This window comes from Synechococcus sp. BSA11S, assembly GCF_014224355.1.
Lineage (GTDB): Bacteria > Cyanobacteriota > Cyanobacteriia > PCC-6307 > Cyanobiaceae > Regnicoccus_A.
The window spans coordinates 24,622-50,993 of the sequence record NZ_VNWP01000011.1 but is presented as its reverse complement, the minus strand read 5'-3'; the positions used below and the strand labels follow the sequence as shown (position 1 = coordinate 50,993).

Below are 26,372 nucleotides of genomic sequence, written 5' to 3'. Positions count from 1 at the left end.
GTCAGGCCGCTTGTCCCAGCAGACCCCCCAGCTGCAAGAGCCGGCCGATCCAGACACCGAGCATCACGTACCCGGAGAGGAAAAAAGCCGTGAACAGCGGCGAGGGCACCACCCTGATGCGTGTCAGATCCAGGCGGGCCAGCAGCACAGCCGTGGCCAGGATCAGCACGTCGGAGAGGGCACTGAGGTGGAGCAGGTAGAGGCCCCCGACAGTGACCAGGAGCAGGCTGACGATCAGGGTGATCACCCGGCTTGCAGCCATCAGCATCGAAAGCTGACGCAGGAGCAGGTCGGGGACCGACGCCACCACCACCACAACGGTCGCCTGCAGGCAGGCGACCGTCCAGTACAGCCCATAGACAGGATTCTGTTCGGGATTGACCAGGTCCTGGACCGGAGCATTCACCACCCAGTCAACGCCGAGATAGATGCTCACCAGCAGGAGCACGAGCAGGAACGGCGCCCGCAGGGGCAGCAGGGCGAGGCGCAGGATGCTGCCGATCACCCTGGTCATCGGGCCTCCAGCACCAGATCGATCGCGTCCAGGGGGCAGCTGGGGATGCATTGCTCGCAGACCAGACAGTGCTGGGCTGTGAATTCCAGCCGCCAGGCCGGCGGTCGACTGCGAAGGGCACCGCTGGGGCAGACGCTGGCGCAGATGCCGCAATCGACGCAGCGGCTGCGGTCGATACGGATCTCTCCCGGGGCGCGATCAAGACCCAGCCCGAGATCCTCGAGCCACTGCTCGGCCGCATCGAGCTCATCGATGTCACCTGAGAGCTCCACCACCATGGTGCCGCTCTGGTTGGGGGCGATCTGGGCCCGCAGAATCTTGGCGGCTATGTCGAAATCCACAGCCAGGCGGTAGGTGATCGGGTGATGCACCGTTTCGCGCGGGAAGTGGATGGTGAGGCGACGCTTCACCGCAGCCAGGAGTGTTGGGTCATGCTATCGAGCTCCTGACACAGAACTGCCAGAGTGCCCGTGGTTCAGGCCCCTCGATCACCACGATGACCCAGCCCGACCCAGCGGCTCCAGCCGGTCCCTCCCCCCTGGGTCGCCGCGAGAGAATGGTGCTGGCTGCCGTCGCCGCCGCCCTGGCGCTGCTGCTGTTCTGGTTGCGCGGGGGACTGCAGCCCCAGGCACCACTGGAGCAGCTGGCCCGTCGTTCGCCTGAGCTGCCCCTGGCCCTCTCCAGTGGTCGCCCCTCGATCGTGGAGTTCTACGCCGACTGGTGTGAAGCCTGCCGCTCGATGGCTCCGGCGATGGCGGCCCTGGAGAGTGAGCACCACGGCGAGCTCAATGTGGTGCTGCTGAATGTGGACAATCCGCGCTGGAGTCCTGAAATCGATCGCTACGGGGTGAACGGCATCCCCCAGCTGGAGCTGTTTGATCGCAGCGGCAGCTCGATCGGGCGCTCCCTCGGGGCCCGCAGCCGGCCCGAACTGGCTGCGATCATGACTGCCCTGATCGAGGAGACGCCCCTGCCGCTGCTGGCGGGCGTCGGCAGCCTCTCGCCCCTGGCGGGCGGCGAGGCCCAGACCCCGAGCCAGACCACCCCGGCCCAGGCCGGTCCCCGCAGCCACGGTTGAAACCACCGCCATCCACCCCTGCCCGCTGCCCCATGGACCGTTTCCGGGTCGAGCTGATCGCTGCCACCCCCAACCCCCAGCAGTGCGTCTATGCCGCCATGCATCAGGACTACAGCGAGGGATTCGTTGCCGCCGACCGGGCCGACTGGCCCGACGAACGCACGGCGGGTGAGATCTGCGTGAAGCGGCTGCTCTCGGGCGAGCGCGGCCACTACGGACCTCTGGAGCATGCCCAGATCGTGCTCAACGTGGGCTGGTTTCCCCACTCGGTGATGCAGCAGGCCCGCACCCACCGCGTCGGGGTGAGTTTCGATGTGCAGTCGATGCGCTACACCGGCGATCGCATCTGCCGCGCCGCCAACGGAGACCTGGAGCTGGAGGAGGTGTTCTACCTGCGCCCGGTGGGGTCCTACAGTGATCGCCAGGGCAAGAAATACGAGTACACAGCCGAGCAGCGAGCCCTCGACCTCGACCTCTGCCGGAAGGCGGCAGAGCGGTATCGGGATCTACTGGCGGCCGGCTTCGCCGAGGAACACGCCCGCGGCATCCTCCCTTTCGACTACCGCCAGCACTTCGTGGCGAGCTTCAGCCTGCGCGCACTGCTGCATTTTCTCGATCTGCGCGCCAAGCTGGATGCACAACTGGAGATCCGCCAGCTCTGTGATCTGATCTGGCCCCACCTGGAGTCGTGGGCTCCGCAGATCGCCACCTGGTATGGCCGTTCCCGGCTGCACAAAGCGCGCCTGGCCCCCTGACCACCTGTGCCTGCAAGACCCTCTGCAAGCCCATCGATGCCGCCGCTGCTGCTGCTCCTGCTGCTGATCGCCCCGGCCGCGCACGGCCAGACGCTGATCGATGCAGCGGGAGCGGCCGCCATTCAGGGAACCCTGCAAGGGGCCTCTGCTCCGGGATACACCAACCTGCTCAGATCCGTCGAAGGCCGGATGCTCACTCCTGGAGCAGGCGGCGGCAGCGATTCCTTCGGCATGCTCTCAGCGCCGGGCGCACGAGGTCCCCATGCGAGGAGAGGCTCTGCCCTGCAGGAGAGCGAGACCCTGTTTGTGGTCAATGGACGGGTGATTCGTCTCTGCCCGAGCGGACTGCCCTGCATCGGTCAGGTGCGCCGGGCCATGGGGCTGCCCTGAACCCGAGCTGGCCCCTCCAGTGATTCAGACCTTGGCCAGAGTGACGCGCTCCGGCTGATGCTGATATTTACCGGCACGATCCTGATAGGTGGTTTCGCAGGGATCTCCTTCGAAGAACAGCAGCTGGGTGATGCCTTCATTCGCATAGATGCGGCAGTCAGCCCCGGATGAGTTGCTGAACTCGAGGGTAAGGTGGCCCTGCCAGCCGGCCTCGGCCGGCGTGGTGTTCACGATGATGCCCAGCCGGGCATAGGTGCTCTTGCCCAGACAGATCACGGTGATCGTAGGGGGGACTTTCAGTTTCTCCAGAGCGACGCCGAGTCCATAGGAATGGGCTGGCAGGATGAAGAAATCACCGTCGTCGTCGTGGTGGAGTGGCGCGGGCTCCAGGTTGTCCGGGTTGAACCGCTTGGGGTTCATCACCGTGCCAGGCACGTGCCGGAAGATCAGGAATTCCCGAGGCGAGAGGCGCAGGTCGTAGCCGTAGGAGGAACAGCCGAAACTCAGCACCGGCCGTGAGGCGGTGTCCGGAGCCAGGTGCCTCACCAGGTCAGGTTGGAAGGGCTCGATCATCCCTTCAACAGCCCTGGCATTGATCCAGCGGTCGTTCTTCAGCATGGGGCACCCCCGCGCCGCAGCTGGGTGACCTGATCGGCCATGCCCAGCAGCTCGAGGGGGATGGCCGGACCCGTGAGGATCACATCCAGGTGGGCCGGTCGTTGCTCAAGGGTGCTGATCACCTCCCCCCCTGGGAGGTACCCCAGCTCGATCGCCAGTCCAAGTTCGTCGAGAACCATCAGATCCACCGCCGCCTCCATCAGCTGATCACGGCTGAAGGCCCACACCTCCTCCACGGCGGCGCGCACCGACACCTGCTCCCGGTCGGCAGGCTCGGTGAGACAGGAGGCCACGGCCGGGCGCAACCACTGCAGGCGGCCGCAGAGGCTGAGGCTGCGGCCAGGCCCCTGGTCGACCCCACCCTTGAGGAACTGGCTGATCAGCACCCGACTGCCCAGCCCGGCTGTGCGCAGGGCCTGGCTGAACACCCCTCCGAAACTGCCGCGGAAGGGGGCTGTGTGCACCTGAAGAAGGCCTTCGGGCCTGGCCAGCGCTGCCCGGGGGCGGGGCGGCGGCACCGGCCGGGAGGCCGGCACGGCGCGCAGGGGATGGCGCGACTCATGGGAGGCGTTGCGCAGGCTGGCCGTCATCAACACCCCAAGGGAAGCGCGGTCCTGAATGTAGCGGCGTCCGCGCCGCCAGCAAGACTTCGCCACCATCCCTAGTGCGAACGTCCGTACCACTCTCCGAGCTCCGCTCCCGCCGGGCCTGCGTTGATACTGTTGATAAGTGTCGGTCACTACAAGGCGTGCCACTGGCGATCCTTACCGTCCGTCTCACACCTGCTCCGCCGAAACATGGTTGGCGCGATGCGCGGATTCAGCCGAACCGGCGGCCCTTCGACACCGGCTCCCGTCGGGCTGGCCGCAGCCGCCAACGGCGCCCACACCCTTCTGGATGTGATGCGCGGGCTGAGCGGCTGCGTGATCGAAACCGTGGAGCGGGGCAAAACGATCTTCTTCCCAGGTGATCCGGCCGAGCGGGTCTACCTGCTGCGTCGCGGAGCGGTCCGCCTCTCGCGGGTCTATGAATCGGGCGAGGAGATCACCGTGGCCCTGCTGCGGGAAAACAGCCTGTTCGGGGTGCTCTCTCTGCTCACCGGTCAGCGGTCCGATCGCTTCTACCACGCGGTGGCCTTCACCCGGGTCGAGCTGGTGGCCGCCCCGGCCGGCTCGGTGCGGAGGGCCATCGAGCAGGACTCGAGCGTGGGGCTGCTGCTGCTGCAGGGCCTCTCCTCCCGGATCCTGCAGACCGAAACGATGATCGAGACCCTCACCCACAGGGACATGTCGTCGCGGCTGGTGAGTTTTCTGCTGGTGCTCTGCCGGGATTTCGGTGTGCCTGGCAGCGAAGGCATCACAATCGACCTGCGCCTCTCCCATCAGGCGATTGCGGAGGCGATCGGATCAACCCGGGTCACGATCACCCGCCTGCTGGGCGATCTGCGCCAGTCAGGGCTGGTGCAGATCGATCGCAAGAAGATCACGGTCTTCGATCCGGTCGCCCTCGCCAAGCGTTTCAGCTGAGCCGGTTGCCACCGCCACTGATACTGGGACCACACGCACGGCGCTGTGTCCGGCTGGCTGCTGATTCTGGCGCTCCTGGCCCTCGGAGGGGTGCTGGCCACCCTGGGCGACCGGCTCGGGAGCCGGGTCGGCAAGGCCAGGCTCAGTCTGTTCAACCTGCGGCCGCGCAACACGGCCGTGCTGATCACCGTGCTCACGGGCAGCCTGATCAGTGCCGCCTCCCTCGGCCTGATGCTGGCGGTGAGCGAACGGTTGCGCGTCGGGCTGTTCGAACTCGACGCCCTGCAGGCACGGCTGCTCGAGAGCCGCACCACCCTGCGCCGCAGTGAGAAAAATCTCCGCCTGAGCAAGCAGGAGCAGGCCCGGGTGGAGGCGGCCCTGAAGCGGGCCCGCCGCGATCGGGAGCAGACCCGCCGTCAGCTCACGGCCGCCGAGATCCAGGCGCGCCGGCTGCGCGGGGAACTGAAGCCCCTGCAGACCCAGCGACAGCAACTGCTGGCCCAGCGCAATCGACTTAACCAGGACATCCGCGCCAGGGACCAGGACATCCACAGGACCGAGACGGAACTGGCCCGGGTGCGCGGCCTGATCAGTGCCGGTGAGGCCGAGCTCAAGGGACTGGAGGAGAAACTGATCGCCCTGCGCCGCGGCGACGTGGTGCTCAGCAGCGGTCAGCCCCTGGCCACGGCCAAGGTGAAGCCCCGCAACGGGGCCGAGGCCAGGGAAGCGGTCGTGGCGCTGCTGCGTCAGGCCAATCTGAATGCCTTCCAGCGGGTTCTGCCCGGGGAAGAGCCCAACCGGCAGATCCTGCTGGTACCGCGGCAGGACATCGCCACGCTCGAAGCCCGCATCTCCCGGGGAGGACCCTGGGTGGTGAGCATCCTCTCGGCTGCCAACGTGCTGCGCGGCGAAGACCAGGTGCTGGGATTCCCCGACCTCAGGCCCAACCGCCAGGTGCTGCGCCAGGGCGATCTGATGGCGTCCACGGTGCTGGAGGGCAATGAGCGCTCCAGCGAACAGGTGCACAGCCGCCTCAATCTGCTGCTGGCGGCCTCCTTTGCGAAGGCCCAGCGCCAGGGCTCGATCGCCGATGGGGTCCAGTTCGATGTGGCCACCTTCAACCGGCTGGGGCGAGAACTGAGTGAGCGGCCCCTCGGGCAGACCGTGACCCTGGAGGCTGTGGCACTCCGCGACGCGGAAACCCCTGACCCTCTGGTGCTCGAGCTCCGCCTGGCCGCGGTCCCCAGCGAACCACGGCAGGAACGGCTGGGCCCGGGGCGGCCATGATCCGCTCGGTTCACCAGAATTCAGCCGATCTGCCGGGCGAGGGCGCTCTGGCCGGGCTCGATCCGGGTCTCAGCAAGTGTGGACTGGTGCGCACCGACAAGCTGCGGCACCAGGTGCTCGAAGCCGCGGTGATGTCGCCCGAGCAGGCCTGGGGCCGGCTGAAAGGTTGGCTGGAGCAGGGGGACGTGGTGGCGGTGATCCTCGGCAATGGCACCGGCAGCAACAGCTGGAAACGGCGGCTCGACCAATGGCCACTGCCGGTGCTGCTGGTGGAGGAGCATGGGACCACCCTGGCGGCACGCCAGCGCTTCTGGGAACTCCACCCAGCCACGGGCTGGCGCCGGTTGTTGCCCAGGGGGCTGCGCCAACCTCCCCGCGACTGGGATGATGTGGTGGCCCAGTTGCTGCTGGAGCGGTTCCTGAACCACCCCCTGGCGCCGCCCTAGAACTTGGCTCGCACGGTGAAGGCGTAGTCGCCACCGGGCTCGAGCTGGTAGTCGAGCTGGAGCAGAAAACGAAGCAGGGCATCCTGGATCAGGGCACGGCCCAGGGACGGCTCCACCGTCAGTTCTCCCCGGCCGAACGCCCAGCGAAAGGTCCAGTGGAAGCCACCGGCAGCCACCTCGCCCTCCAGCAGCTGATGGCTGAAGCTCTGATGCAGCACCCGCAGCTGGGCGGTGGTGGCGGGCAGACGGCTCACGGGATCAGGGCATGGGGCACAGTGACGCCTCCAGCGTCAGGCAGGGGTGGGCTGAAAACTGTTCAGACGGGTGCCGGCTCGCTCATACCCCCGGGTGCGGATGAGGCCGACCCCCTCGAGCACTTCGGCCAGCACCTCCTGCACCAAGGGCCGCTCAGCGGTTTCGAAGCGACCCAGCACATGGGAAATCGTACGGGCTTTGCGCAGGGCGGGATCCTGGGCCGGGGCACCGATGCCGATCCGCAGCCGGGCGAAGTCCTGGCTGCCCAGATGACTGATGGTGCTGCGCAGGCCGTTGTGGCCACCTGCACTGCCGGAGCGGCGCAGACGCAGGCGCCCCAGGGGAAGATCCATGTCGTCCACCAGCACCAGCATCTGATCGGGACGGAGTCCGAACCAGTTGAGTGTGGACCGGATCGAGCGGCCACTCTCATTCATGTAGGTGCTGGGCTTGAGCAGGCGCAGGCGAGTGGGGCCATGGCCGATCTCGGCGATGGCCCCCTGCAGCTTGCCGTTCTGCCGGAATTGGGCGCCTTCCTGCTGAGCGAGCTGATCCAGGGCCATGAAGCCCACGTTGTGGCGGGTCTGGGCGTACTTCTCGCCGGGATTGCCGAGCCCGACAAGCAGCTGCAGGTCGGCAGCGGGTTGCAGAGACAACGCTCAGCTTGACGGGGACGGAGGGTTGGGATCGCCGGCGCTGGCATCGGCAGCACCGGCTTCAGACTCAAGGCTGGTGGCGGAGACCGTTTCGGTGTCGACGGCCTTGCGGAATTCCTGCTCGAACTGGCTGGAGGCCGACTGAAACCCCTTGAGGGTGCGGCCGAGGGTGCGGCCCAGCTCAGGCAAACGCTTCGGTCCGAAGACGAGCAGGCCAATGGCGGCGATCACCGCCATCTCCGGAAGACCGATCCCGAAGAAATTCATGGAGGGGGGGTCTCAGGTGGAGGGGAGCGGTTGAGGGAGGGAACCGCCGATCAGCCCATGCCGTTCCAGTTGACGGTGATGCCGTCGAGAAGGAGCGAACGGTTGTAGAGCTGCAGGATCACCAGCAGAAAGACCAGGAACAAGGCCATGAAGACGCCCATGACCGGGGTGGTTCCCCAGCCGGGGACAACCTTGCCGTACTCGGAGTTGAGGGGGCGCAGCAGATTTCCCAGTCGGGTGCGTTGGGCCATGGCTGTGGTGTCCTCTCTGGCACATGGGATGGGGCCGTTACTGTAAGGGGCGAGGGTTCACCGGCGCAGCCCTCGCCGAGAGTTGTGACGGTCCGGTTCGCCGTTGGGCTTCGGCCGATGGCTCCGCTGCACAACCCCCTCACCGCCGCATCCCGGATCTTCTCCGGTCTGTCCCCCTCCACCACCACCCTTGAGCGAAACCTCCCCAGCCATCTCCGTGGCGATCACCGTTCTGGTGGCCCTCCTCGCCCTCACCGGCTTCGGCGTCTACACCGCCTTCGGGCCGCCCTCGAAACAGCTCACGGATCCCTTCGACGACCACGACGACTGATCCGCCAGCTGGCCAGTTGCCAAGGCCCCACGCGGGTGCGCCCTTCGGACTCTGGTGCAACGTCCTCCCCTCCGGCAGAAGAGGGGAGCGGATTCCCGAGCCCATCGAGGCGCTCCAGCACCTGCCAGTCGGCTCCCAGCTCCAGCTGGTGACGGCAGGGAGAGAGGTTCTGCACCGTCAGCCGAGCCAGACCGTCACCGCCTTCGCGCTCAAGGGAGATCAGACGCAGATCGCGGTGACCCAGCTCCAGCACTGAGCCAGGCATGACTTCTCCCGCAGAGAAGGCCGGCCGCAGCCAGCACGGCTCCCGGAAGCGGACCGCCGCAGCCGCCACACCAGCCTGACGCCAGCCCTCGCCGCAGGGCATCAGAGCCAGGCGCAGGCGCTGAGCTCCGTTGTCGGCGCCAGGATCCGGCCAGGTCGGACCGCGCAGCAGGGACACCCCCAGAGCCTCCGGACACGCTGAACCCCCCTGCGGCCCATCGAGCAGCACCGCCAATCCACCGGTGGCGGCCTGGCTCGCCACCCAGCTGATCGCCGGCACCTCCCAGCGGCTCGCTTCGCGCGCATTGGTGGCCGCAGCGGCCCGCTCGATCACACCGGCACCGGTGTCGGCGGCCCAGCGCACGGCCGGATGCTGCAGGGGCAGCTCCAGCCGCAGCAATTCATGGCGCTGGCGCCAGTCGACCCGCAGGGTGAGATCGAGCCAGGGGCAGCCGGCCCGCAGCTGCAGATCAAGGCGCAGGGCACTGGCGCCGCAGCGGCCGCGCCAGACCAGCCGGCAGCAGAGCGGACCGACTTCCGCCAGCGCCGGACCAGGTTCCCAGTCGAGGGGCAGGGGGTGCTGGCGGTAATCGTCGGCCAGATCCCAGGCATCCCAGAACTCGCCCCGATCCAGCCAACGCCGCCACTGCAGCGGTCCAGCCAGCTGTGGGCTGTGGTCGCCCCCCCAGAGTTGCTCGAGGCCCAGCGGACCGAGCTGAGCCCAGATCAGGCCATTGCCCAGCCGCCAGCGCTCGCCGGCGGCGAGGGTCTCCAGTTGCACCGGATTCTCGATCGAGTTTTCGTGGGTGGCAGGCAGAGGGTCCGGGCCGGAGCCGGAGCGGTGTCGCTGCAGCCGCAGCACCGCCACGCCGGCGGGGGAGGGCAGCTGCACCCAGTGACCTCCCGATGCGACGGGCTGAAAGGGCAGGGGCTGCTCCTCCAGGCTCCAGCGGCCCGCGGGAAAGCGCAGGGTGAGGGGGGCCGCCGGCAGGGGCTGCAGCTGGGCCCACCACCACGACTCCACCGCTCTGGAGCCCCCCTGAGCCTGAGCAACGGCACCAGCACCAGCAGGCTCCAGCCAGGCGCGCAACGATCGATCACGACAGCGGGACGCCCGGCGGCGGGACGCCCGCCACTGGGGTTCAGCCTGCTCGAACACCTCGGGAATGGAGGTGCCCGGCAGGATGTCGTGGAACTGCTGGAAGAGAAGCTCAGTCCAGCCGGAGGTCTCTGATCTCTCACCCGTGGCCCCGAGCAGGGCGCCGGCCAGGTCGGCCTCGCGCAGCAACCGCTCCAGGGTGCGGTTGTGGCGTTTCTGGTCGGGGCGGCTGGTGGCGCAACCGCGATGCAGCTCCAGGTAGAGCTCATCGCGCCAGACTGGAAGCTGACGGCTGAGGGGCTCAAGCCGCTGCAGGTAGTCGCGCAGGCTGCCGTGCCGCTGCGGAGCGGTGGCATCGTTGTTGCGCCACAGATCCAGCTGCTCCAGCATTTCGCGGGTGGGTCCGCCACCGTGGTCCCCGACCCCCGGCAGCCAGAGAGCTGTGGAGTCTCCCGTGGCCTCCTGCCACGCCAGCCGGTAGCGCTCCATGGCCAGTGGATCCCCGTCGGTGCCGATGGGGGCGGTCATCAGGGCCAGCACCTCAGCGCCACAGCGACTGCGCCAGCGGAACAAACGGTGGGGGAAGGGGGTGGTGGCGTTCCAGGCCAGCTTGTGGGTGCAGAACCAGCGCACGCCCGTGGCCGCCGCCACCGCCGGCAGGCCGGCGCTGAAGCCGAAACTGTCGGGAAGCCAGGCCAGCTGATGCTCCCACTCCGGGAAGGTCCGGCGGCTGTAGGCCTGTCCTTCCTGAAACTGCCGCAGGAGGGAGGCGGTGCCGACCAGCACGCAATCGGCTTCCACCCAGGGGCCGTTGAGCGGCTCCCAGCGGCCGGCGCGCATCGCGGCGCGGATCCGCGCGAACAGGGCGGGACGGTGCCGCTCCAGCCAGGCATACAGCGCCGGGGTGGAATGGCCGAAGTGCAGGTCGGGGTGGTGGTCGATCAGATCGAGGGCTGAGCGGAAGGTGCGTTCAGCGGCCTGCCAGGTGTCGGCCACCGGCCAGAGCCAGGCCAGGTCCAGATGGGCGTGGCCGAGCAGATGGAAGCTGCCGGCCACACCTTGGAAGGGCTGGCGCAGCTGCTCCAGCTCCAGCCGTGTGGCCGTCAGCAGACCATCAGGGTCCGACGGATCGAGGGGCTCCGCCTCGATCGCGCTGAGGATCAGGGCGCCGTCGTCGTGCAGTGGACTGCGCAGCTCCAGCTCCAGGCGCAGGGGCTGCCCCTGCCACCAGTGCTGCGGAAGAGCCCAGCGGCAGGAGCTGTCGAACAGGTCACCACGGTGAACCGTGCGGCCATCGACCCGCAGCTCGGCGGCGGTGGCCCACCAGCGCAAGGCCAACCGGGCGCGTGCCGGGGACCGGCCCCGCCAGTTGGGAGGACAGCTCAGCTCCAGCACCAGATGCTGTGTCAGCCCGCCCCGCGGCCAGGCGATCAGACCGCGGGCATGCCAGTCGGGGCGATGGAGCCGAGCCCAGGGGTCGGCCAGGGCTCCCTGCCAGGAACCATCAGGGCCACGCCGCTGCCAGACGGAGAGCAGATCGAGCCTCGAACGTGATCGAAACGTTTCAATCTCGGGGGGTTGCTGGGGGTCCAGGCCCTGCGTCATCGATCCCGGCCGTCAGTGACCCATAGGATGATGCGGCTGCCGAAGGGTCGTTCAGGCCCCACCTGGCGCCTGTCACTCCCTGTCACCCGCCGGACGGATTCATGCTCGCCCTCAAGATCTCCGTTTACTCGGTCGTTTTCTTCTTCATCGGCATCTTCGTCTTCGGCTTTCTGGCCAGTGATCCCAGCCGCACCCCCAGCCGCAAAGACCTCGAAGACTGAATCCACGCTCCGGTCGGGTGGGGTCACTGCCTCAACCCACCTGAGAGAGCCCCCCGCGCCAACCAGGGCATGGCAGGATCGGCCGCGGTCCTGGAGACGTGGTGCCCTCAGCAACGCTTATCCGATGGGCCATCGGACTCGTGGGCGCGGCAACCCTGGCAACACCGGCGGTGAGCCGGGCCAGGACCCTGGAGTCAGAGTCCACCCCAGCCATCGTCAGTGAAGCGGGAGCCGGCGCTACCGACCCGCTCGCTGCTGAAGCCCAGCACCAGGGCGCACCCGCTCAGACCCCGCCACCCCCGCAGGACCGTGCGGGGGCGGAATCCGGGCCCGTGTCCGCCGACGGCAGAGGCATTGAGACGAACTCTCTGGAAAGCAACTCGCTCAAGATCGACGAGCTGGAGACTGACTCCGGCACCGTCGAGACCAGCCCTGCTGAGCTCGAGCCCGAACCGAGCGCGAGTCCAGCCGAACCGCCCACGCCCGAGGCCGCCGGCGACGACGACGGGCTGAACTCCCCCGACAAGACTCCTCCCAAGGAACTGGAGATCAGCGCTGATCAGCAGGGGTTCGACCTGGTGATCAACCGCTATGTGGCCACCGGCAACGCCAAAGCGGTTCTGGCCGGAGGCCGGTTGATGGCGGATCGTCTCGAGTACGACACCACCACCCGCACCCTCTATGCCACGGGCAGCGTGCGCTTCTGGCGCGGCCAGCAGTACGTGCAGGCCAGCATGCTCCGCTACAGCCTGATCGAAGGGGAAGGGGAGATGGAGGACGTCTACGGCGTTCTCGATCTGGAGACCAGCCTGGAGGACCTCGACCCCGAGCAGGCCCCCTCCATCCCGCTGCCTGAGCCCGCGCCGATCGCCTGCCCGACGGTGCTGCCGGAGATTCCCGACTGGCACCCCCACCCCTGGAGCGCCACCCTCTGGGGCGGACAGATGTTCCACTCCGATTTCGGCCAGACCTTCTTCGGCCAGGGCGTCTTCCGCCCGGAGCGGGTGCTGGGCGCCGGCCTGCAGAAGCGGTTGATCAAATCCGGACCGTTCGCCCTGGAACTGGACTTCAATGCCCTCGGCCACTGGGCCTCGGCCCAGAGGGGCGGTCGCTACACAAGACCCTTCACCGCCAGCGAGGTGGCCAACCTCTCCACCTCGGCACAGACCTTCGGCGAATTCACCGCAGGCATCGGGCTGAGAGCCTGGCTGCAGCCCTGGCTCAGCCTGGGGTTCGTGCAGGGGGTGAGTCTCAACACCAACCTCAGCAACTACGAAGACACCTACCGGGAGAGGTCGGCCCGGTTTCTGAACTACCTCGGTTTTGAGATCGAGGGCTCCTTCTCGCCCCAGTGGTCGATGGTGGGCAGAATTCATCACCGCTCCGGCGCCTTCGGCACCTACAACGGTGTCCGGGAAGGCAGCAACGCCTACCTGCTCGGCCTGCGCTATCGCTTCGGAGGGGATCCGGAGCCCACGGATGATCCCCAGGCCAGCCTGCGGCCGGCCAAAGGATGTCCCAACCGCGGAGCGGAGCCGCCGGATCTCCCCCGCTCCCTGCCGGAGGCCCTCGAACAGGTGGCCATGGGCGGCGAGGCACCGGTACGGGAGCAAGAAACACCAACCCCAGACGACAGCACGGACCCACCCCAGGACGAGCGGCCCTCGTTCCGGGCCATGCGCGAGCAGGAGCAACGCCGGGCCGCCGCCGCCGCCACCATCGAGCAAAGGATCTCCGACGTACGAAAGCGCGAAGGGCTGGTGATCGAGCGTCGCGGGCAAGTGGGCGGCAACGACGACCTGACCTCCGATCAGAACAGCGACTTCGGCCCTGCAACGCCGCGCCAGGTGCGGCGCCTGCGCTCGGAGAAGAACCGCCAGGCGGTGCAGGGAACCCTCACCCACCTGCGCTATCAGGCGGCCCGGATCGTGCTCACCCCCAATGGCTGGCGCAGCGACCGCGCCAGTTTCAGCAACGACCCCTTCACGCCCTCCCAGTCGTGGATGGATGCGGATCAGGTGGTGGTCAACCAGGACACCAACGGCGACCTCCTGATCACCTCCAAGCGCAATCGGCTGATCCTCGAAGACCGTTTCGCCATTCCCGTCAGCTCACGAACCCGCATCCGCAAGCAACAGGAAGTGGAGAACCGCTGGGTTCTGGGAGTTGATCAGGACGACCGTGACGGCCTCTACGTGGGCCGGCGCCTGAAGCCGATCCGGATCGGGGAGAAAGGAACCCTGGAACTGGAGCCCCAGTTCATGCTCGAGCGCGCTTACCAGGGCACCACCGACAGCTACCCCCGCCCTGGCGGCCAGGCCGGTGGACCCTCCGTCAGCCAGGACAACACCCTGGGGGACCTCTTCGGTCTGGAGGCCAGGCTGAAGACGCCGCTGCTGGGTTTCGACGCCAGCCTGAATCTGGATGTCTCCACCTTCAATCCCGAGAACATCGCCAACGGCACCCGCAGCTGGGGCCAGTTGGACCGCAACATCACCCTGCCCCTGGTGGGCAACACCACGGCCCGTCTGTTCGGGGCCTATCGCTTCCGGATCTGGAATGGAACACTCGGTGAGCAGGACGTCTACTCGGCTTACGGCGCCTCACTGGAGAAAGACGACAACCTGCCGAACTGGGGCCGGCTGACCAACCGCTACTTCTGGCGGTTGGGCCTTGGCAACTACCAGAGCAACGAATTCCTCAACAGCGGGGAGGAATCCAGAAATTTCGCCCAGCTCTGGCGGGCCAATGCAGTGGGGTCGCTGAACAGCTCCCTCCGGCTTTGGCGAGGCAAGGCACTGCCATCCACCCCGGAGGGCGCCCTGCGCTACTCCCCCGAGCCGATCGTGCCTGGCCTGACCCTGAGCACCAATCTCTCGGGCAGTGCGGCTTACTTCGGCGACGGGTCCTACCAGAACACCTTCTCGTTCTCCGGGGGGCCCACCCTCACCCTGGGGCACTTCAACAAGCGCTTCTTTGATTTCACCCAGCTCACGATCACCGGCGGCATCACCCTCCGTGACGGCCTCAGCCCCTTCAGCTTCGACGCCGCTGTGGATCTGGGCACGGTGGGCATCGGTCTCACCCAGCAGATCGCCGGTCCGCTTCTGTTCGACGGGGGGGTTGGCATCAACGTCGATCCAGCTTCCGAGAACTACGGCGAAGTGACCGGGTCCTATGTGGAGCTGCGCTGGCAGCGCCGTTCCTATGCCTTCAGCGTTTTCTACAGCCCCTACGAGGGCATCGGCGGTGTGCGGGTGCGCCTCAACGACTTCGGCTTCAAGGGCACGGGGGTTCCGTTTGCCCCTTACCGACCGGAGCTCCGAGGGGCAACAGGACGGCGGACCCCGTTCTGAGCCTCAGCCCAGGGCGAAGGTGGCCAGATAGGGCAACCGTGCTGCCGTCCGCTGCAGCTCCTCCTCGTGGGAGAGCAGCTGGCCGGTGGCATTCCACTGGCCGCTGAGCAACATCTGTTGTGGACCAGCCGCCATGGAGAGGTCCCATCGCTGCGCTGGCTCCAGGCCCGCTGCAGGAGCCTGGCCGCGGATCTCCGCCGAAGCCAGATCGAGCAGAAAGCAGGCGGCAGGATCGGCGAGCGCCTGCTGCTGCAGCGCAAGGATCGTGGCGTGATCAGCGCTGAGGCAGGGGATCCCCAAAGCCAGGCAGTTGCCGAAGAAGATCTCGGCGAAACTCTCGCCCACCACGGCTCGGATTCCCCAGCGCATCAGGGCCTGGGGCGCATGCTCCCGGCTGGAGCCGCAGCCGAAATTTCGATTGACCACCAGGATCGTGGCCCCCTGATGCTCGGGGCGATCGAAGGGGTGGGAGCCGGCCAGCTCGAGGCGGTCGTCTGCGAAGGCCCCCTCGGCCAGCCCCTCGAAAGTGACGCACTTCAGGAAACGGGCCGGAATGATCCGGTCCGTGTCGATGTCGTCGCCGGCGACGACGACGATGCGGCCAGCGACCTCAGGGATCGGGCCGAAGGGAAAGGGCGAAGCGCTCATGGCAACGGGGATGGGGAGATGGCAACGGGCCGAGGCTCGGCCGAAGCGGACCCAGCCACGGGGTGGCTCTCCAGCAGCTCCCGCACATCGCTCACCTGGCCGGTGACGGCCGCCGCGGCCACCATCGCCGGGCTCATCAGCAGGGTACGGCCGGAGGCTGAGCCCTGGCGGCCCTTGAAATTGCGGTTGCTGGAGCTGGCGCTGATCTGGCGACCCTCGAGCCGGTCAGGGTTCATCGCCAGGCACATCGAGCAGCCGGGTTCACGCCATTCGAAGCCCGCCTTCTCGAACAGGGTGTCAAGCCCCTCGGCCTCGGCCAGGGCGGCCACCTGCTCGGAGCCGGGCACCACAAAAGCCTTGATGCCCGGGGCCACATGGCGACCAAGAGCCACCGCCGCCGCCGCTCGCAGATCACTCAGGCGGCCATTGGTGCAGCTGCCGATGAAACAGACATCCACCGGCAGTCCCAGGATCGGAGCTCCCGGCGCCAGGCCCATGTAGTGGTAGGCCTCCTCGGCGATCGGGCGCTCCTCCGCGGGCATCTGCTCGGGGGTGGGCACAGCTTCATCGACCCCGATCCCCTGACCCGGTGTGATCCCCCAGGTGATGGTGGGGGGGATCGTGGCGGCCTCAAAACGCACCTCGTCGTCGAAACGGGCGTCAGGGCCGCTGGCCAGGGCACTCCACCAGGTCACCGCCCGATCCCAGGCCGCCCCCTCCGGGGCGAAGGGCCTGCCTTTGATGTAAGCGAAGGTGGTGGCGTCGGGGTTGACGTAACCGCAGCGGGCGCCCCCCTCGATCGCCATGTTGCACAGGGTCATGCGTTCCTCCATCGAGAGGGACTCGATGCAGGATCCGGCGAATTCATAGGCGAATCCCACACCCCCCTTCACCCCCAGGCTGCGGATCACGTGGAGGATCAGGTCCTTGGCGAATACCCCCGGCTGCAGAGTGCCCTCCACCAGAATCCGGCGCACTTTCAGCTTGTTCATCGCCAGGCTCTGGCTGGCGAGCACATCGCGCACCTGGCTGGTGCCGATGCCGAAGGCGATCGCCCCGAAGGCTCCATGGGTGGAGGTGTGGGAATCACCGCAGGCGATCGTCATTCCCGGCTGACTCAGGCCCAGCTCCGGTGCAATCACGTGCACGATCCCCTGACGGCCGCTGCCGAGGGCATGGAGGGTGATGCCGTGCTCAGCGCAGTTGCGCTCCAGCGTGGCGAGCATCTCCTCAGCGAGGGGGTCGGCGAAGGGACGCGCCTGGGAGGTGGTGGGCACGATGTGATCAACCGTGGCCACGGTGCGCTCGGGATGACGCACGCCCAGTCCAAGCTCCTTCAGGGCCGCGAAGGCCTGGGGGCTGGTCACCTCATGAATCAGGTGCAGACCGATGAACAGTTGGGTGGACCCTCCAGGCAGCTCCGCCACGCGGTGCAGGTCCCAGACCTTATCGTACAGCGTGCCGGCGCTCACCGTGCCTCCGATGCCCAAGACGGACCAACCTAGGGCGCAAGGGCCAGGCCCTTCGCCTCAGTCTCCGCCAGCAGACGACGCCTGAGGCGGTTGAGGGCTTCGCCGACGCTGACCGTCTGAATCCAGTCGCGGCTGCGGCCTCCACCGAAACGCACCCCCTCACTGGTGCTGCCCCCGGGGCCCGCCAGGGCGATGTGGACCAACCCCACCGGCTTGCCGGGGCTGCCACCACCGGGGCCGGCCACGCCGGTCAGGGCCAGGGCCCAGGTGCTGCCCGTGACCCGCCGCGCCCCTTCGGCCATGGCAATCGCGACCGGATCGCTCACGGCCCCATGGGCTTCGAGCATGGCGGCAGGCACCTCCAGCAACTGCTGCTTGACGACGTTGGCGTAGGCGATCACCCCGCCGAGGAACACATCTGAAGCCCCGGGCACCGCCGTCAGTGCCGCACCCAGCCCCCCGCCCGTGCACGATTCCGCCACCGCCAGTGTCTCCGCCCGCCGCCGCAACAGCTCCAGGCAGAGAGAGGCCTGGCTGTCGTCATCGATCCCGTAGAACCAGGACCCCAGCCGCTGGATCAGCTCGGCTTCCACTGGGGCAAGAAGCTGCTCGGCCTGCTGGAGCGTGGGTGCCTGGGCCGTGATCCGCAGTTTCACCTCGCCGGTGCCGGCGTAGGGGGCCACGGTGGGGTTCTCCAGCTCCAGCAGGTCGGCCACCTGCTCGGCCAGGAGTGATTCCCCGGCGCCCCAGAAGCGCAGGATCCGGCTGGAGAACACACCCTCCACAAGCCCCTGACCCCTCAGCCAGGGCGCCGCCGTGGCGGCCCACATCGCCCGCAGCTCGGCGGGCACCCCCGGGAAGGTGAGCAGGGTGAAACCGGGCCTGGGGGTCCAGATCATGCCGGGAGCCGTGCCCACCGGGTTGGGCAACAGCTCTGCCCCCACCGGTAGGAGGGCCTGCTTGCGGTTGCTCGGCGACGGGGTCCGATCCAGGGCGGCGAATTTGGTCTGGATGTCGCCCCACACCTCGGGGCGCTCCTGGAGCGGAGTGTCGAAGGCGGCGGCCAGGGCCTCGGTGGTGAGGTCATCGGGGGTGGGACCGAGGCCGCCTGTGCAGATGAGCACACGGCAGCGGCGGGAGGCCTCCCGCACCTCGGCGATCAGGCGCTCACGGTTGTCCCCTACCACCGTCTGGCGGTAGTGGGGCAGGCCAAGGCCGGCCAGCTGCTCCGCCAGCCAGCGGGCATTGCCATTGAGGATGTTGCCCAGCAGCAGCTCCGTGCCGACGCAGAGGATTTCTGTGCAGCGGGTTTCGCGGCCCTGGACGTCGCCTCCGTGGCGGGGCCCGATCTCAGGGCTGGGGGTCACGGCCGACATCACAGGGAAATGACGGGGAGGAGTCGGTGGAGGTGGTTGAGCCGGTGGTGGGATCACTCAGCAGGTGGCGCTGGCGACGGGATCCCAGCACCGCTCCGATCAGCACGGCGGTGGCCAGGGCCAGCCAGAGGAAGCGCATTTCCACGTTGGCCGCCACCAGGGCCAGGGCAGCCAGCCACTGGGTGAAGGCATAGATCAGCAGGACCGTGCGGCGATGGCTGAAGCCGGCCCGTAGCAGGCGGTGATGAAGGTGGCGACGGTCGGGATAGAAGGGGGAATGACCTTCGCTGAGACGGCCCATGATCACCGCCGACATGTCGGCCAGGGGCAGCGACAGGATCAGCAGCGGGAACAGCAGGCTGACGGTGGTGAGGCCCTTGGCCGGGCCGACGATGCTGATCGCCGCCAGGGCGAAGCCGAGGAAATAGGACCCGCCATCGCCCATGAAGATGCGGGCGGGATTGAAATTGTGGCGGAGGAAGCCGAGGCAGGCTCCGGCCAGGGAGGCCGCCAGCAGACCGGCTGCGCTCTGCTGCAGGCTGAAACTCACCGAGAGCAGCCCGACGGCGGCAATGCCACCGACGCCGGCGGCCAGTCCATCGAGTCCATCGATCCAGTTGATGGCGTTGGTGATGCCCACCAACCAGATCACCGTGGCCAGCAGGCTGAGCCCATCGGGCAGGGGGAAGGCCAGGGACGGCAGGCCGAACAGGCCCAGCGGCAGATCGATTGCTCCGATCCGTACGCCCTCACTCCAGACCACCACGGCCACGGCTACCTGGCCGGCAAGGCGCGGCAGGGGCGGCAGGGCGAAGAGGTCATCGGCCAGACCGATCACGAAATAACAGAGTGCGCCGGCCAGGGTGGTCCAGATCAGCTGATCCCGGTCGGGAGCCACGGTGCCGAACCCTCCCAGGGCCCAGGTGATCGCCAGGGCCAGGGAAAAACCAACCACCATGCCGATGCCTCCCAGCCGCACCATCGGGATGTCGTGCTGTTTGCGCGAATCGGGTGGATCGAACAGGCCGTAGCGGAGCCCCATCCAGCGCACCAGTGGCACGATCAGCGCCGTGAGCAGGGCGGCGATCACAAAGGTCAGCAGGGCCGCGGCCAGCGGGCTGGAGGCCATCGTCACGCCCCTCGGCCCCGCATCGGGGCTCCAGGGTCGGCCAGCAGCCTGAAAAGGGAGCACGGCCCTGGGCTGGGCAACGCTGGTGGCAACGTCGCGGGGCGAGCCATGCAAGGACCGGATCGAGTAGGAAGCTTAGGCAGCCGGGGTCAGGCGGGCAGGGGTATGCGGCTGGGTGCGTAGAGCGGATGGCGCTGACAGAGCGCACGCACCCGCTCACGGCAGCGCAGCTCGATGACGCTGTCGTCGGGATGGAGCAGGCGATCAGCGATCACATCGGCCACCTCAATGAAATCCTCGGCATCAAAGCCACGGGTGGTGAGGGCGGCTGTGCCGAGGCGCAGGCCACTGGTGACGAAGGGCGATTCAGGGTCGAACGGCACGGTGTTCTTGTTGGCCGTGATGTTCACCTCACTCACCAGAAGGTCGGCCACCTTGCCGGTGAGGCCGATTGAGCGCAGATCGAGCAGCACCAGGTGATTGTCGGTGCCGCCGGAAACCACGGCGATGCCGCGCTCCTGGATCCGAGCGGCCAGGGCCTGGGCATTGCGGATCACCTGCTGGCTGTAGGCCCTGAAGGCCGGCTGCAGGGCCTCGCCGAAGGCCACCGCCTTTGCCGCCACCACATGCTCCAGGGGCCCCCCCTGGCTGCCGGGGAAGACGGCCTTGTCGAAGCGCTTGCCGAACTCTGCGTCATTGCAGAGGATGAGGCCGCCGCGGGGGCCGCGCAGGGTCTTGTGGGTGGTGGTGGTGACCACATGGCAATGGGGGATGGGGCTGGGGTGGGCTCCCGTCGCCACCAGGCCGGCGATGTGGGCCATGTCGGCCAGCAGGAAGGCATCAACGGAATCGGCGATCGAGCGGAAGGCCGCGAAATCAATCGTGCGGGGATAGGCGGAGTAGCCGCAGATGATCAGCCTGGGGCGGTGCTGCTCCGCCAGAGCCCGGATGGCGTCGTAGTCGAGCTGGTGGGTGTGGGGATCGACGCCGTAATGGACGGCCTTGAACCACTTGCCAGAGACATTCACCGGTGAGCCATGGGTGAGATGGCCGCCATGGGAGAGGTCCATGCCCAGGATCGTGTCGCCGGGCTGAAGCAGGGCCAGGAACACCGCGAAGTTGGCCTGGGCGCCGCTGTGGGGCTGCACATTCGCCCAGGCGGCACCGAACAGCTGCCGGGCCCGGGCGATCGCCAGCTCCTCGATCGCGTCGACGTGCTCGCAGCCTCCGTAGTAGCGCTTGTGGGGCAGGCCTTCGGCGTACTTGTTGGTGAGCACCGACCCCTGGGCCTCCATCACGGCCCTGGAGGTGAAATTCTCGCTGGCAATCAGCTCGAGGTGACTCTGCTGTCGCTCCAGTTCCCGGCCGATCAGGGCGGCGATGGCTGGGTCACCGGCCGCCAGGGACTGGTTCAGGGGCGTACCGGTGGCATCCACCATGGCGTCGACGAAAAGGCGCGAGAAGTGCATCGTAAGAAATCACCCCGGCGCGCCCGCTGGCCCGGGTGTCCTGGCCGGCAGGGGCATCACCAGGGGGGAGCCGGGGGGATGAATTGCCAAAAAAAACCGCCCTGTACGGACGGTTGACAAGCGCGCCTGGAGAGATTCGAACTCCCGACCCTCTGATCCGTAGTCAGATGCTCTAATCCGCTGAGCTACAAGCGCCTGCGGTTTCATTCTCACCGCACGGGGGGGCCATCCGTCAACTGTCGTCCGGGCACAATCGGGCCAGCCACCGCAGACGCTGCGTCTCCCCTCCCCCATGCCGATCCGCTGGTACGGCCCCGCCGACACCTCCGATCCCACCTACCGCCACTACGAGCGGATCGTGAACCTCTGCCTCCATGGCGGCCTGTTCGCTGCCGTAAACAGTGGTCTTTGGTTCGTGCAGCGGCTGCGCCATCCCTGGCAGCATCTGAGCTGGCTGACTCTGGCCTGGGGGGCTGGCTGGCTGCTGCACCTCATCATCGTGTTGCGGTTGCGACCACAGGCCAACGGGCTGGAGCAAGGTGAAGGCTGAGCGCACACCACCCCCGTGAGCCTGACGGCAAGCGAACTCGAGGAGCTGAGCCTGGCCCTGGCGGATCGCCTCTACATCCAGGTGGCCGGCTGGCATCTCTACCTGGGTGACGCGGGTCTGGCGATGACCCTGGCGATCGAATGCTCCGCCCGGCTCGATCAGGGGCCTGGGGTCTGCGCCCGCCAGGCCCTCGAGGCGGTGCAGGTGCCGATCGGTGGAGGCTCAGGCCGCCTGCCCCTGGCCCGCCTGCTGCCCCCAGGGCAGTTGCGGGATCTCGAGGACGTGCTGGAGAACGTGGGTCGCTGAGCCGGCCCGGCTGAAGAAGCACGACAGTGCCGGCCTTGGCGTTGACCTGCGGATAAGGTCAAACCCGTTGCAGGCGTTGGATGCTGGTCATCGAGGTCACCAATGCCCGTGAGGTGGTCAGGCAGCGCATCGGCCCGCTGGGAGGTCGCCTGATCGGCAAGGTCGTCGACGCCGAGGCCCAGGTGGAGAAGGCATTGATTCAGGAACTGGAGAACGCCTTTCGGGACTTCGGCATCGAGGCGCGGATCTTCTCGGTGGATGGCCCTCAGATGCTGGGACGCAGTCACCTGGAGATCCCGGTGCAGGTGCGCGAGGAGCGACGGGTGACCATCACGAACCCCGACTGAGACGGCCAGCCATCTGTCGGGCCAGATCTCGGGCCTCCGGCACACCCGCCCAGCTCGCCAGCAGCCCGTAGAGACCCAGTCCCAGTCCGGCACTCAGACCGCACTGCAGCAGTTGGCCCAGCAGCCCGTCCGGCCAGGCCACAAGTCCTGAGAGCGCCCAGGCGGCCAGCCCCCCGGCCACGGCCGCCAGCAGCAGCAGCAGACTGTCGCGGCCCCAGACCCTCAGGGGCAGGCGTCCCAGACGTCGCTGCAGGGCCAGCAGCAAGCCGGCACAGGTGAGCAGGTTGACCCCCACTGTGGCCAGCACCAGGCCTGGAGCCCCGAAGTTGAGCCCAGGCAGCTGAAGCCCCCAGGGGCTGGGACCGCCCACCAGCACCCAGTCGAAGATCACGTTGAAGCCGATGCCGGCCATGGAGAAACGGAACGGCGTCGTGCCGTCCCCAAGGGCGTAGAACACCCGCACGAGCACGTCCCGACCCAGATAGGCCGGCATGCCCACGCCGTAGGCCATCAGCAGGCTGGCCACCAGCAGCGCCGCTCCCCTATCGAACGCCCCCCGCTCGTAGACCACAGCCACGATCGGAACGGCCAGGGCCACGAACAGGGCCCCCAGCGGCATCATGCTGGCGGTGGAGAGCATCAGGCCCTGGCGGATCCTGTCCACCAGGGCCGGGCGATCCGCCGGGGCCGTGAGTCGGGCGAAGACCGGCAGCAGCGGCACCAGCAACGCGTTGGAGAGCAGGCCGAGGGGCGTCTGCACCAGCAGGTTCGCGTAGCCCAGGCCAGCGGCGGCCCCGACGATGCCGGAGGCGAAGAACAGGTCGGTGAAGACGTTGATCTGCAGCATCCCCGAGGAGAGGGTGGCCGGGCCCATCACCTGCAGCACCTCACGCACGCCCGGGTGCTGCCAGTCCCACACCAGCTGGAAGCGATGCAGGCCCTGCTTCGCCAGGGCCGGTAACTGGATCAGCCACTGCAACACAGCCCCCAGGGTGGTGGAGGCCGCCAGCACGATCCCCCCCAGCACCGCCGTGGCCGGCAGAGCAATCGCGGCACCCAGCTGAAACCAGAGCAGGCCGATGCCGGCGATCATCGCCACGCTCGACACCAGTGGGCTCACCGAAGGCAGCCAGAAGACATCGGCCGCATTGAGAGCCCCGAAGCCCAGGCCGATCAGCCCGGCGAACAGGGCCATCGGCGCCATCCAGCGCAGCTGCACCACGGCGATGGCATGGCGCTCCGCATCCAGCCCAGGCCCCACCAGGGTGATCAGGGGATCAGCGGCAACGAGCAGCAGCACCGTCACCACCAGCAGGCCCACGCCCACAAGCGTGTTGATGGCCGCCAGCACGTGGGCGCCCTCTTGGCGGGGGCGGCGGGCCAGCACGCTGACCATGGCGCTGTGAAAGGGCCCGTTGATGCCTCCCAGCAGGATCAGCAGGAATCCCGGCAGCACATAGGCATAGTTGTACGCGTCGTAGGCGGCCCCCACCCCGAAGGCGGCGGCGATCACCTGCTGGCGCAGCAGACCCGCCACCTTGCTCAGGCCGGTCGCCACCGCCACGATCAGGGCGATGCGCCGCAGGGATTTCGCCATCCGGTCAGGCCGTCGGCCCCCATCCACCGTGGGATTCTCCACCCTGCCGCCCAAGGCCAGCCCCTGAATCGATGCCGGTCCCCCAGAACAGCCACGGCCGTGCCGGTGCCCAGGCCGACGGAACGCAGATCCTGCCGCTGCAGAACCTGGTGGAGGGCGTGCTGCTGCGGCGGTACAAGCGCTTCCTGGCGGATGTGGAACTGCCCGATGGCCAGGTGGTGACGGCCCATTGCCCCAACACCGGTCCCATGACCGGGGTTCTCCACCCGGGCGGGCGGGTGCGCCTGCGCCACGACCCCAGACCGGAACGCAAGCTGGCCTGGACCTGGGAGCAGGCCCTGGTGCCCGGCAGCGACGGTGAGCCCTGCTGGGTGGGGGTGAACACGGCCCTGCCCAACAGGCTGGTGAGGGCCACGATCGAAGCGGGCTGCCTGAAGCCATGGCTGGGACCGATCGGCTCGATCCGTGCCGAGGTGGCCTACGGCCAAGGCCGTCGCAGTCGGATCGATCTGCTCCTGAGCCCTGCAGCCGAGGCCACCGATCCGCGGCCGATCTACCTGGAGGTCAAGAACACCACCTGGAGCCGGGGGGATCTGGCCCTGTTCCCGGATACGGTCACCGAGAGGGGACAGAAGCACCTGCGCGAGCTGATGGCGGTTGGCCCCGAAGCCAGGGGCCTGCTGGTTCCCTGCCTCAGCCGCGCCGACGTCACGCGCTTCGCGCCCGGGGATTCGGCCGATCCCCGCTACGGCGAGCTGTTCCGGCAGGCCCTGGCAGCGGGAGTGGAGGTGCTACCTCTGCGCTACCGCTTCAGCGCCGAGGCCGTGACCTGGATCGGCGTGGCGGAACTGGTGCCTCAGGAGCCCGAGGCCCATCCCTGCGTGAACGGATCGGGAATTTTGTAGCGGATGCCACCAGCGGTTGGTTCCACTTCGCGCACTTTTGCCCTGTAGGAACGCTTCCGGGCGTGATCCATCACTTTCCGCAAAATTCTGTGCGACGTTCCGCTCCATGACAGTTGCTCCTCACGCCCCTGGGCGACGCCGGCCGCGGCGTCTCCAGGAGGCGAGTTTGCTTGAGGCTCCCGAACTGCTGCTCCGCAGCATCCGTGGGCTCTCCAATCCCCGCACGCTCACCTGGCTGGCCTGTGTGCCCCTGGCCCTATTCGGCCTTGGCGTATTCACGCTCTCAGCCAGGGCCGCCGAGCTGCCTGACCTGACACCAGCCTTTCTGATCAACAACCTTTTCATCTTCATCGCAGCGATCCTCGTCGTTTTCATGAACGCGGGCTTCGCCATGGTGGAATCAGGAATGTGTCGCCAGAAGAATGCCGTCAACATCCTTCTCAAGAACCTGATTGTTTTTGCGCTTGCCGCAACGGCTTACTGGTTCGTCGGGTATTCCATCATGTATGGCGATGCCGTTGTTGATGGCTGGCTGTTCTTCAAGGGCCTCTTCTTCGACCCAGCGGTAACCCCGGACATGGTCACGGAAGCCTCACTTGTTCCGACTGTCGATTTCTTCTTCCAGGTCGCCTTCGCCGCCACCGCCGCAACGATCGTTTCCGGTCTTGTTGCTGAGCGGATCAAGTTCGGTGAGTTCGTGGTGTTCTCCCTGGTGCTGGTGGGCTTCCTCTATCCCATCTCCGGATCCTGGCAGTGGAATGGAGGCTGGCTCTCCACCCTCGGTGGTGAGAACGGCGGCTTCATTGACTTTGCCGGCTCCTCGATCGTTCACTCCTTCGGTGCCTGGGCCGGCCTGGTCGGCGCCATTCTTCTCGGCCCCCGGATCGGGAAATTCGTCGGTGGCAAGACCCAGGCCCTGCCTGGCCACAGCATGGCCCTGGCCACCCTCGGCTGCCTGATTCTGTGGATCGGCTGGTATGGCTTCAACCCCGGTTCGGTGTTGGCGATGGACGAGACCGTTCCCTACGTGGCTGTCACCACCACCCTCGGTGCAGCCGGTGGTGCCATCTCAGGGACTCTGGTTTCCCAGATCCGCGGCAGCAAGCCTGATCTCACCATGACCATCAACGGCATCCTTGCCGGTCTGGTGAGCGTCACCGCCGGTTGTGATGGCTTCTCCATGGCGGGTTCCTGGGTCGCCGGCTTCATCGGTGGTGGTCTGGTGGTCTTCTCCGTGGCGATTCTCGATTCGATGAACATCGATGATCCTGTAGGCGCCTTTTCGGTACACGGCACCTGTGGCATGTGGGGAACCCTGGCCGTTGGCCTGTTCAACCAGGACAAAGGTCTGTTCTATGGCCATGGCTTAGGCCAGTTTGGCTACCAGATCGTTGGGGTTCTGGCTTACGGCATCTTTGCTGCCGTGTCATCGCTGATCCTCTGGTCGATCATCGGTTCCCTCTTCGGGGGCATCCGTGTCAGCGAGCAGGAAGAGATCGAAGGTCTCGACATCTCCGAGCACGGCATGGAGGCCTACCCCGACTTCGCCTCCACGGCAAACTGACCCCTCAGCTCTTTCAATTCCGACCCCACGGTCACCTCTGGCCCCGGTTTCGACCGGGGCTTTTTTTCGCCCGTCGATGGGCACCAGCCC

At 67.5% G+C, this 26,372-nt stretch carries 29 protein-coding genes and 1 tRNA gene; 14 read left to right on the top strand and 16 right to left on the bottom strand.

The features are described from left to right. Position 1 precedes the first annotated feature (1 nt). A complete protein-coding gene (locus FPZ61_RS10795; RefSeq protein ID WP_185466585.1) occupies positions 2-514 on the bottom strand; it encodes a hypothetical protein in 513 nt (170 codons plus the stop codon). Continuing rightward, positions 511-924, bottom strand: a complete 414-nt coding sequence (locus FPZ61_RS10790) for an NIL domain-containing protein (protein WP_185466583.1) — start codon at positions 922-924, stop codon at positions 511-513. Before FPZ61_RS10790 ends, FPZ61_RS10795 begins: the two co-directional genes overlap by 4 nt. An 86-nt stretch (positions 925-1,010) precedes the next feature. On the opposite strand from FPZ61_RS10790, the gene FPZ61_RS10785 reads away from it, so the two are divergent. The 3 genes from FPZ61_RS10785 to FPZ61_RS10775 are packed head-to-tail and all read left to right on the top strand — an operon-like array spanning position 1,011 to position 2,737. Continuing rightward, on the top strand, positions 1,011-1,592 hold the full coding sequence (locus tag FPZ61_RS10785; RefSeq protein WP_185466581.1) for a thioredoxin domain-containing protein: 582 nt from the start codon (positions 1,011-1,013) through the stop codon (positions 1,590-1,592). A 32-nt stretch (positions 1,593-1,624) separates the two neighbouring features. Then, positions 1,625-2,347 carry an FAD-dependent thymidylate synthase gene (gene thyX / locus FPZ61_RS10780; RefSeq protein WP_185466579.1) on the top strand — a complete coding sequence of 241 codons (723 nt, stop codon included), beginning with the start codon at positions 1,625-1,627 and terminating at the stop codon, positions 2,345-2,347. A gap of 36 nt (positions 2,348-2,383) precedes the next feature. Further along, positions 2,384-2,737 (top strand): hypothetical protein, encoded by a 354-nt coding sequence (locus FPZ61_RS10775; RefSeq protein ID WP_185466577.1) that lies wholly within the window; start codon positions 2,384-2,386, stop codon positions 2,735-2,737. A 24-nt stretch (positions 2,738-2,761) separates the two neighbouring features. Here FPZ61_RS10775 and dcd read toward each other — a convergent pair whose 3' ends face one another. Both dcd and FPZ61_RS10765 read right to left on the bottom strand, forming a co-directional pair. Continuing rightward, positions 2,762-3,355 (bottom strand): dCTP deaminase, encoded by a 594-nt coding sequence (gene dcd / locus FPZ61_RS10770; RefSeq protein ID WP_185466576.1) that lies wholly within the window; start codon positions 3,353-3,355, stop codon positions 2,762-2,764. Then, a complete protein-coding gene (locus FPZ61_RS10765) occupies positions 3,349-3,945 on the bottom strand; it encodes a cob(I)yrinic acid a,c-diamide adenosyltransferase (RefSeq protein WP_185466635.1) in 597 nt (198 codons plus the stop codon). Before FPZ61_RS10765 ends, dcd begins: the two co-directional genes overlap by 7 nt. A 207-nt stretch (positions 3,946-4,152) precedes the next feature. On the opposite strand from FPZ61_RS10765, the gene ntcA reads away from it, so the two are divergent. From ntcA to FPZ61_RS10750, 3 genes are read left to right on the top strand one after another with little or no spacing between them, the layout of a single operon-like run. Continuing rightward, positions 4,153-4,881: a global nitrogen regulator NtcA gene (gene ntcA / locus FPZ61_RS10760; RefSeq protein WP_185466574.1), complete on the top strand. Its 729-nt coding sequence runs from the start codon at positions 4,153-4,155 to the stop codon at positions 4,879-4,881. Between the two features lie 45 nt (positions 4,882-4,926). After that, positions 4,927-6,168, top strand: a complete 1,242-nt coding sequence (locus FPZ61_RS10755; protein WP_185466572.1) for a DUF3084 domain-containing protein — start codon at positions 4,927-4,929, stop codon at positions 6,166-6,168. Next, the gene (locus FPZ61_RS10750) at positions 6,165-6,614 is read left to right on the top strand and encodes a resolvase (protein WP_185466570.1); all 450 of its coding nucleotides are present in this window, start codon (positions 6,165-6,167) and stop codon (positions 6,612-6,614) included. Before FPZ61_RS10755 ends, FPZ61_RS10750 begins: the two co-directional genes overlap by 4 nt. On the opposite strand, the gene FPZ61_RS10745 is transcribed toward FPZ61_RS10750, so the two are convergent. From FPZ61_RS10745 to psbH, 4 genes are read right to left on the bottom strand one after another with little or no spacing between them, the layout of a single operon-like run. Continuing rightward, positions 6,611-6,868: a DUF3146 family protein gene (locus tag FPZ61_RS10745; protein WP_185466568.1), complete on the bottom strand. Its 258-nt coding sequence runs from the start codon at positions 6,866-6,868 to the stop codon at positions 6,611-6,613. The two genes, FPZ61_RS10750 and FPZ61_RS10745, sit on opposite strands and share 4 nt — an antisense overlap. Before the next feature lie 36 nt (positions 6,869-6,904). Beyond that, on the bottom strand, positions 6,905-7,519 hold the full coding sequence (pth, locus tag FPZ61_RS10740; RefSeq protein WP_185466634.1) for an aminoacyl-tRNA hydrolase: 615 nt from the start codon (positions 7,517-7,519) through the stop codon (positions 6,905-6,907). Positions 7,520-7,528: 9 nt separating this feature from the next. Next, positions 7,529-7,792: a TatA/E family twin arginine-targeting protein translocase gene (locus tag FPZ61_RS10735; RefSeq protein WP_185466566.1), complete on the bottom strand. Its 264-nt coding sequence runs from the start codon at positions 7,790-7,792 to the stop codon at positions 7,529-7,531. A 50-nt stretch (positions 7,793-7,842) separates the two neighbouring features. Then, positions 7,843-8,043, bottom strand: a complete 201-nt coding sequence (gene psbH, locus FPZ61_RS10730; protein ID WP_006172417.1) for a photosystem II reaction center phosphoprotein PsbH — start codon at positions 8,041-8,043, stop codon at positions 7,843-7,845. 190 nt (positions 8,044-8,233) lie between these two features. On the opposite strand from psbH, the gene psbN reads away from it, so the two are divergent. Next, a complete protein-coding gene (psbN, locus tag FPZ61_RS10725) occupies positions 8,234-8,374 on the top strand; it encodes a photosystem II reaction center protein PsbN (protein ID WP_006172418.1) in 141 nt (46 codons plus the stop codon). On the opposite strand, the gene FPZ61_RS10720 is transcribed toward psbN, so the two are convergent. Next, positions 8,343-11,342, bottom strand: a complete 3,000-nt coding sequence (locus tag FPZ61_RS10720; RefSeq protein ID WP_185474826.1) for an alpha-mannosidase — start codon at positions 11,340-11,342, stop codon at positions 8,343-8,345. The genes psbN and FPZ61_RS10720 overlap by 32 nt on opposite strands. Before the next feature lie 101 nt (positions 11,343-11,443). Between FPZ61_RS10720 and FPZ61_RS10715 the strand changes: the two genes are divergently transcribed. Beyond that, positions 11,444-11,563, top strand: coding sequence for a photosystem II reaction center protein I (locus tag FPZ61_RS10715; protein ID WP_006172424.1), 120 nt, complete (start codon positions 11,444-11,446; stop codon positions 11,561-11,563). 101 nt (positions 11,564-11,664) lie between these two features. Next, a complete protein-coding gene (locus FPZ61_RS10710) occupies positions 11,665-14,919 on the top strand; it encodes a DUF3769 domain-containing protein (RefSeq protein WP_370594285.1) in 3,255 nt (1,084 codons plus the stop codon). A 3-nt stretch (positions 14,920-14,922) separates the two neighbouring features. Here the strand turns inward: FPZ61_RS10710 and FPZ61_RS10705 are convergent, their stop codons facing one another. The 6 genes from FPZ61_RS10705 to FPZ61_RS10680 all read right to left on the bottom strand — a co-directional run bounded on the left by FPZ61_RS10705 (position 14,923) and on the right by FPZ61_RS10680 (position 21,208). Further along, positions 14,923-15,567: a 3-isopropylmalate dehydratase small subunit 2 gene (locus tag FPZ61_RS10705; RefSeq protein WP_185466560.1), complete on the bottom strand. Its 645-nt coding sequence runs from the start codon at positions 15,565-15,567 to the stop codon at positions 14,923-14,925. Further along, on the bottom strand, positions 15,564-17,039 hold the full coding sequence (leuC, locus tag FPZ61_RS10700; protein WP_370593426.1) for a 3-isopropylmalate dehydratase large subunit: 1,476 nt from the start codon (positions 17,037-17,039) through the stop codon (positions 15,564-15,566). Before leuC ends, FPZ61_RS10705 begins: the two co-directional genes overlap by 4 nt. A 29-nt stretch (positions 17,040-17,068) precedes the next feature. Then, positions 17,069-18,415 carry a competence/damage-inducible protein A gene (locus FPZ61_RS10695; protein ID WP_185466557.1) on the bottom strand — a complete coding sequence of 449 codons (1,347 nt, stop codon included), beginning with the start codon at positions 18,413-18,415 and terminating at the stop codon, positions 17,069-17,071. Next, positions 18,390-19,550, bottom strand: a complete 1,161-nt coding sequence (locus FPZ61_RS10690; RefSeq protein WP_185466633.1) for an MraY family glycosyltransferase — start codon at positions 19,548-19,550, stop codon at positions 18,390-18,392. The genes FPZ61_RS10695 and FPZ61_RS10690 overlap by 26 nt, the downstream gene beginning before the upstream one ends. 143 nt (positions 19,551-19,693) lie before the next feature. Continuing rightward, the gene (gene glyA, locus FPZ61_RS10685; RefSeq protein WP_304623098.1) at positions 19,694-20,983 is read right to left on the bottom strand and encodes a serine hydroxymethyltransferase; all 1,290 of its coding nucleotides are present in this window, start codon (positions 20,981-20,983) and stop codon (positions 19,694-19,696) included. A gap of 151 nt (positions 20,984-21,134) precedes the next feature. Continuing rightward, positions 21,135-21,208 (bottom strand) — tRNA-Arg (locus FPZ61_RS10680). 97 nt (positions 21,209-21,305) lie between these two features. Here FPZ61_RS10680 and FPZ61_RS10675 point away from each other — a divergent pair. From FPZ61_RS10675 to FPZ61_RS10665, 3 genes are all read left to right on the top strand, one after another. Next, entirely contained in the window at positions 21,306-21,563 is a 258-nt protein-coding gene (locus FPZ61_RS10675) for a hypothetical protein (protein ID WP_185474825.1), read from the top strand. A 15-nt stretch (positions 21,564-21,578) separates the two neighbouring features. Beyond that, the gene (locus tag FPZ61_RS10670) at positions 21,579-21,869 is read left to right on the top strand and encodes a DUF3181 family protein (protein WP_185466553.1); all 291 of its coding nucleotides are present in this window, start codon (positions 21,579-21,581) and stop codon (positions 21,867-21,869) included. Between the two features lie 80 nt (positions 21,870-21,949). Next, positions 21,950-22,216 carry a cytochrome-c oxidase gene (locus tag FPZ61_RS10665; protein WP_185466551.1) on the top strand — a complete coding sequence of 89 codons (267 nt, stop codon included), beginning with the start codon at positions 21,950-21,952 and terminating at the stop codon, positions 22,214-22,216. Here FPZ61_RS10665 and murJ read toward each other — a convergent pair. Beyond that, positions 22,200-23,813, bottom strand: a complete 1,614-nt coding sequence (gene murJ / locus FPZ61_RS10660; RefSeq protein WP_185466550.1) for a murein biosynthesis integral membrane protein MurJ — start codon at positions 23,811-23,813, stop codon at positions 22,200-22,202. The genes FPZ61_RS10665 and murJ overlap by 17 nt on opposite strands. 71 nt (positions 23,814-23,884) lie before the next feature. Between murJ and sfsA the strand changes: the two genes are divergently transcribed. Next, positions 23,885-24,718 carry a DNA/RNA nuclease SfsA gene (gene sfsA, locus FPZ61_RS10655; RefSeq protein ID WP_185466548.1) on the top strand — a complete coding sequence of 278 codons (834 nt, stop codon included), beginning with the start codon at positions 23,885-23,887 and terminating at the stop codon, positions 24,716-24,718. Between the two features lie 106 nt (positions 24,719-24,824). Further along, complete coding sequence (locus tag FPZ61_RS10650; protein ID WP_185466546.1) at positions 24,825-26,282, top strand: ammonium transporter; 1,458 nt, start codon at positions 24,825-24,827, stop codon at positions 26,280-26,282. Positions 26,283-26,372: the final 90 nt, after the last annotated feature.

Coding starts and splice junctions, on each gene's coding strand:
- FPZ61_RS10720 (WP_185474826.1), bottom strand. CDS start 11,342: ATGACGCAGGGCCTGGACCCCCAGCAACCCCCCGAGATTGAAACGTTT.
- FPZ61_RS10735 (WP_185466566.1), bottom strand. CDS start 7,792: ATGAATTTCTTCGGGATCGGTCTTCCGGAGATGGCGGTGATCGCCGCC.
- FPZ61_RS10695 (WP_185466557.1), bottom strand. CDS start 18,415: ATGTCGGCCGTGACCCCCAGCCCTGAGATCGGGCCCCGCCACGGAGGC.
- FPZ61_RS10765 (WP_185466635.1), bottom strand. CDS start 3,945: ATGACGGCCAGCCTGCGCAACGCCTCCCATGAGTCGCGCCATCCCCTG.
- ntcA (WP_185466574.1), top strand. CDS start 4,153: ATGGTTGGCGCGATGCGCGGATTCAGCCGAACCGGCGGCCCTTCGACA.
- FPZ61_RS10650 (WP_185466546.1), top strand. CDS start 24,825: ATGACAGTTGCTCCTCACGCCCCTGGGCGACGCCGGCCGCGGCGTCTC.
- FPZ61_RS10715 (WP_006172424.1), top strand. CDS start 11,444: ATGCTCGCCCTCAAGATCTCCGTTTACTCGGTCGTTTTCTTCTTCATC.
- FPZ61_RS10795 (WP_185466585.1), bottom strand. CDS start 514: ATGACCAGGGTGATCGGCAGCATCCTGCGCCTCGCCCTGCTGCCCCTG.
- murJ (WP_185466550.1), bottom strand. CDS start 23,813: ATGGCGAAATCCCTGCGGCGCATCGCCCTGATCGTGGCGGTGGCGACC.
- FPZ61_RS10785 (WP_185466581.1), top strand. CDS start 1,011: ATGACCCAGCCCGACCCAGCGGCTCCAGCCGGTCCCTCCCCCCTGGGT.
- FPZ61_RS10675 (WP_185474825.1), top strand. CDS start 21,306: ATGCCGATCCGCTGGTACGGCCCCGCCGACACCTCCGATCCCACCTAC.
- thyX (WP_185466579.1), top strand. CDS start 1,625: ATGGACCGTTTCCGGGTCGAGCTGATCGCTGCCACCCCCAACCCCCAG.
- FPZ61_RS10750 (WP_185466570.1), top strand. CDS start 6,165: ATGATCCGCTCGGTTCACCAGAATTCAGCCGATCTGCCGGGCGAGGGC.
- FPZ61_RS10705 (WP_185466560.1), bottom strand. CDS start 15,567: ATGAGCGCTTCGCCCTTTCCCTTCGGCCCGATCCCTGAGGTCGCTGGC.
- psbH (WP_006172417.1), bottom strand. CDS start 8,043: ATGGCCCAACGCACCCGACTGGGAAATCTGCTGCGCCCCCTCAACTCC.
- FPZ61_RS10775 (WP_185466577.1), top strand. CDS start 2,384: ATGCCGCCGCTGCTGCTGCTCCTGCTGCTGATCGCCCCGGCCGCGCAC.
- FPZ61_RS10665 (WP_185466551.1), top strand. CDS start 21,950: ATGCTGGTCATCGAGGTCACCAATGCCCGTGAGGTGGTCAGGCAGCGC.
- sfsA (WP_185466548.1), top strand. CDS start 23,885: ATGCCGGTCCCCCAGAACAGCCACGGCCGTGCCGGTGCCCAGGCCGAC.
- dcd (WP_185466576.1), bottom strand. CDS start 3,355: ATGCTGAAGAACGACCGCTGGATCAATGCCAGGGCTGTTGAAGGGATG.
- glyA (WP_304623098.1), bottom strand. CDS start 20,983: ATGGTGGATGCCACCGGTACGCCCCTGAACCAGTCCCTGGCGGCCGGT.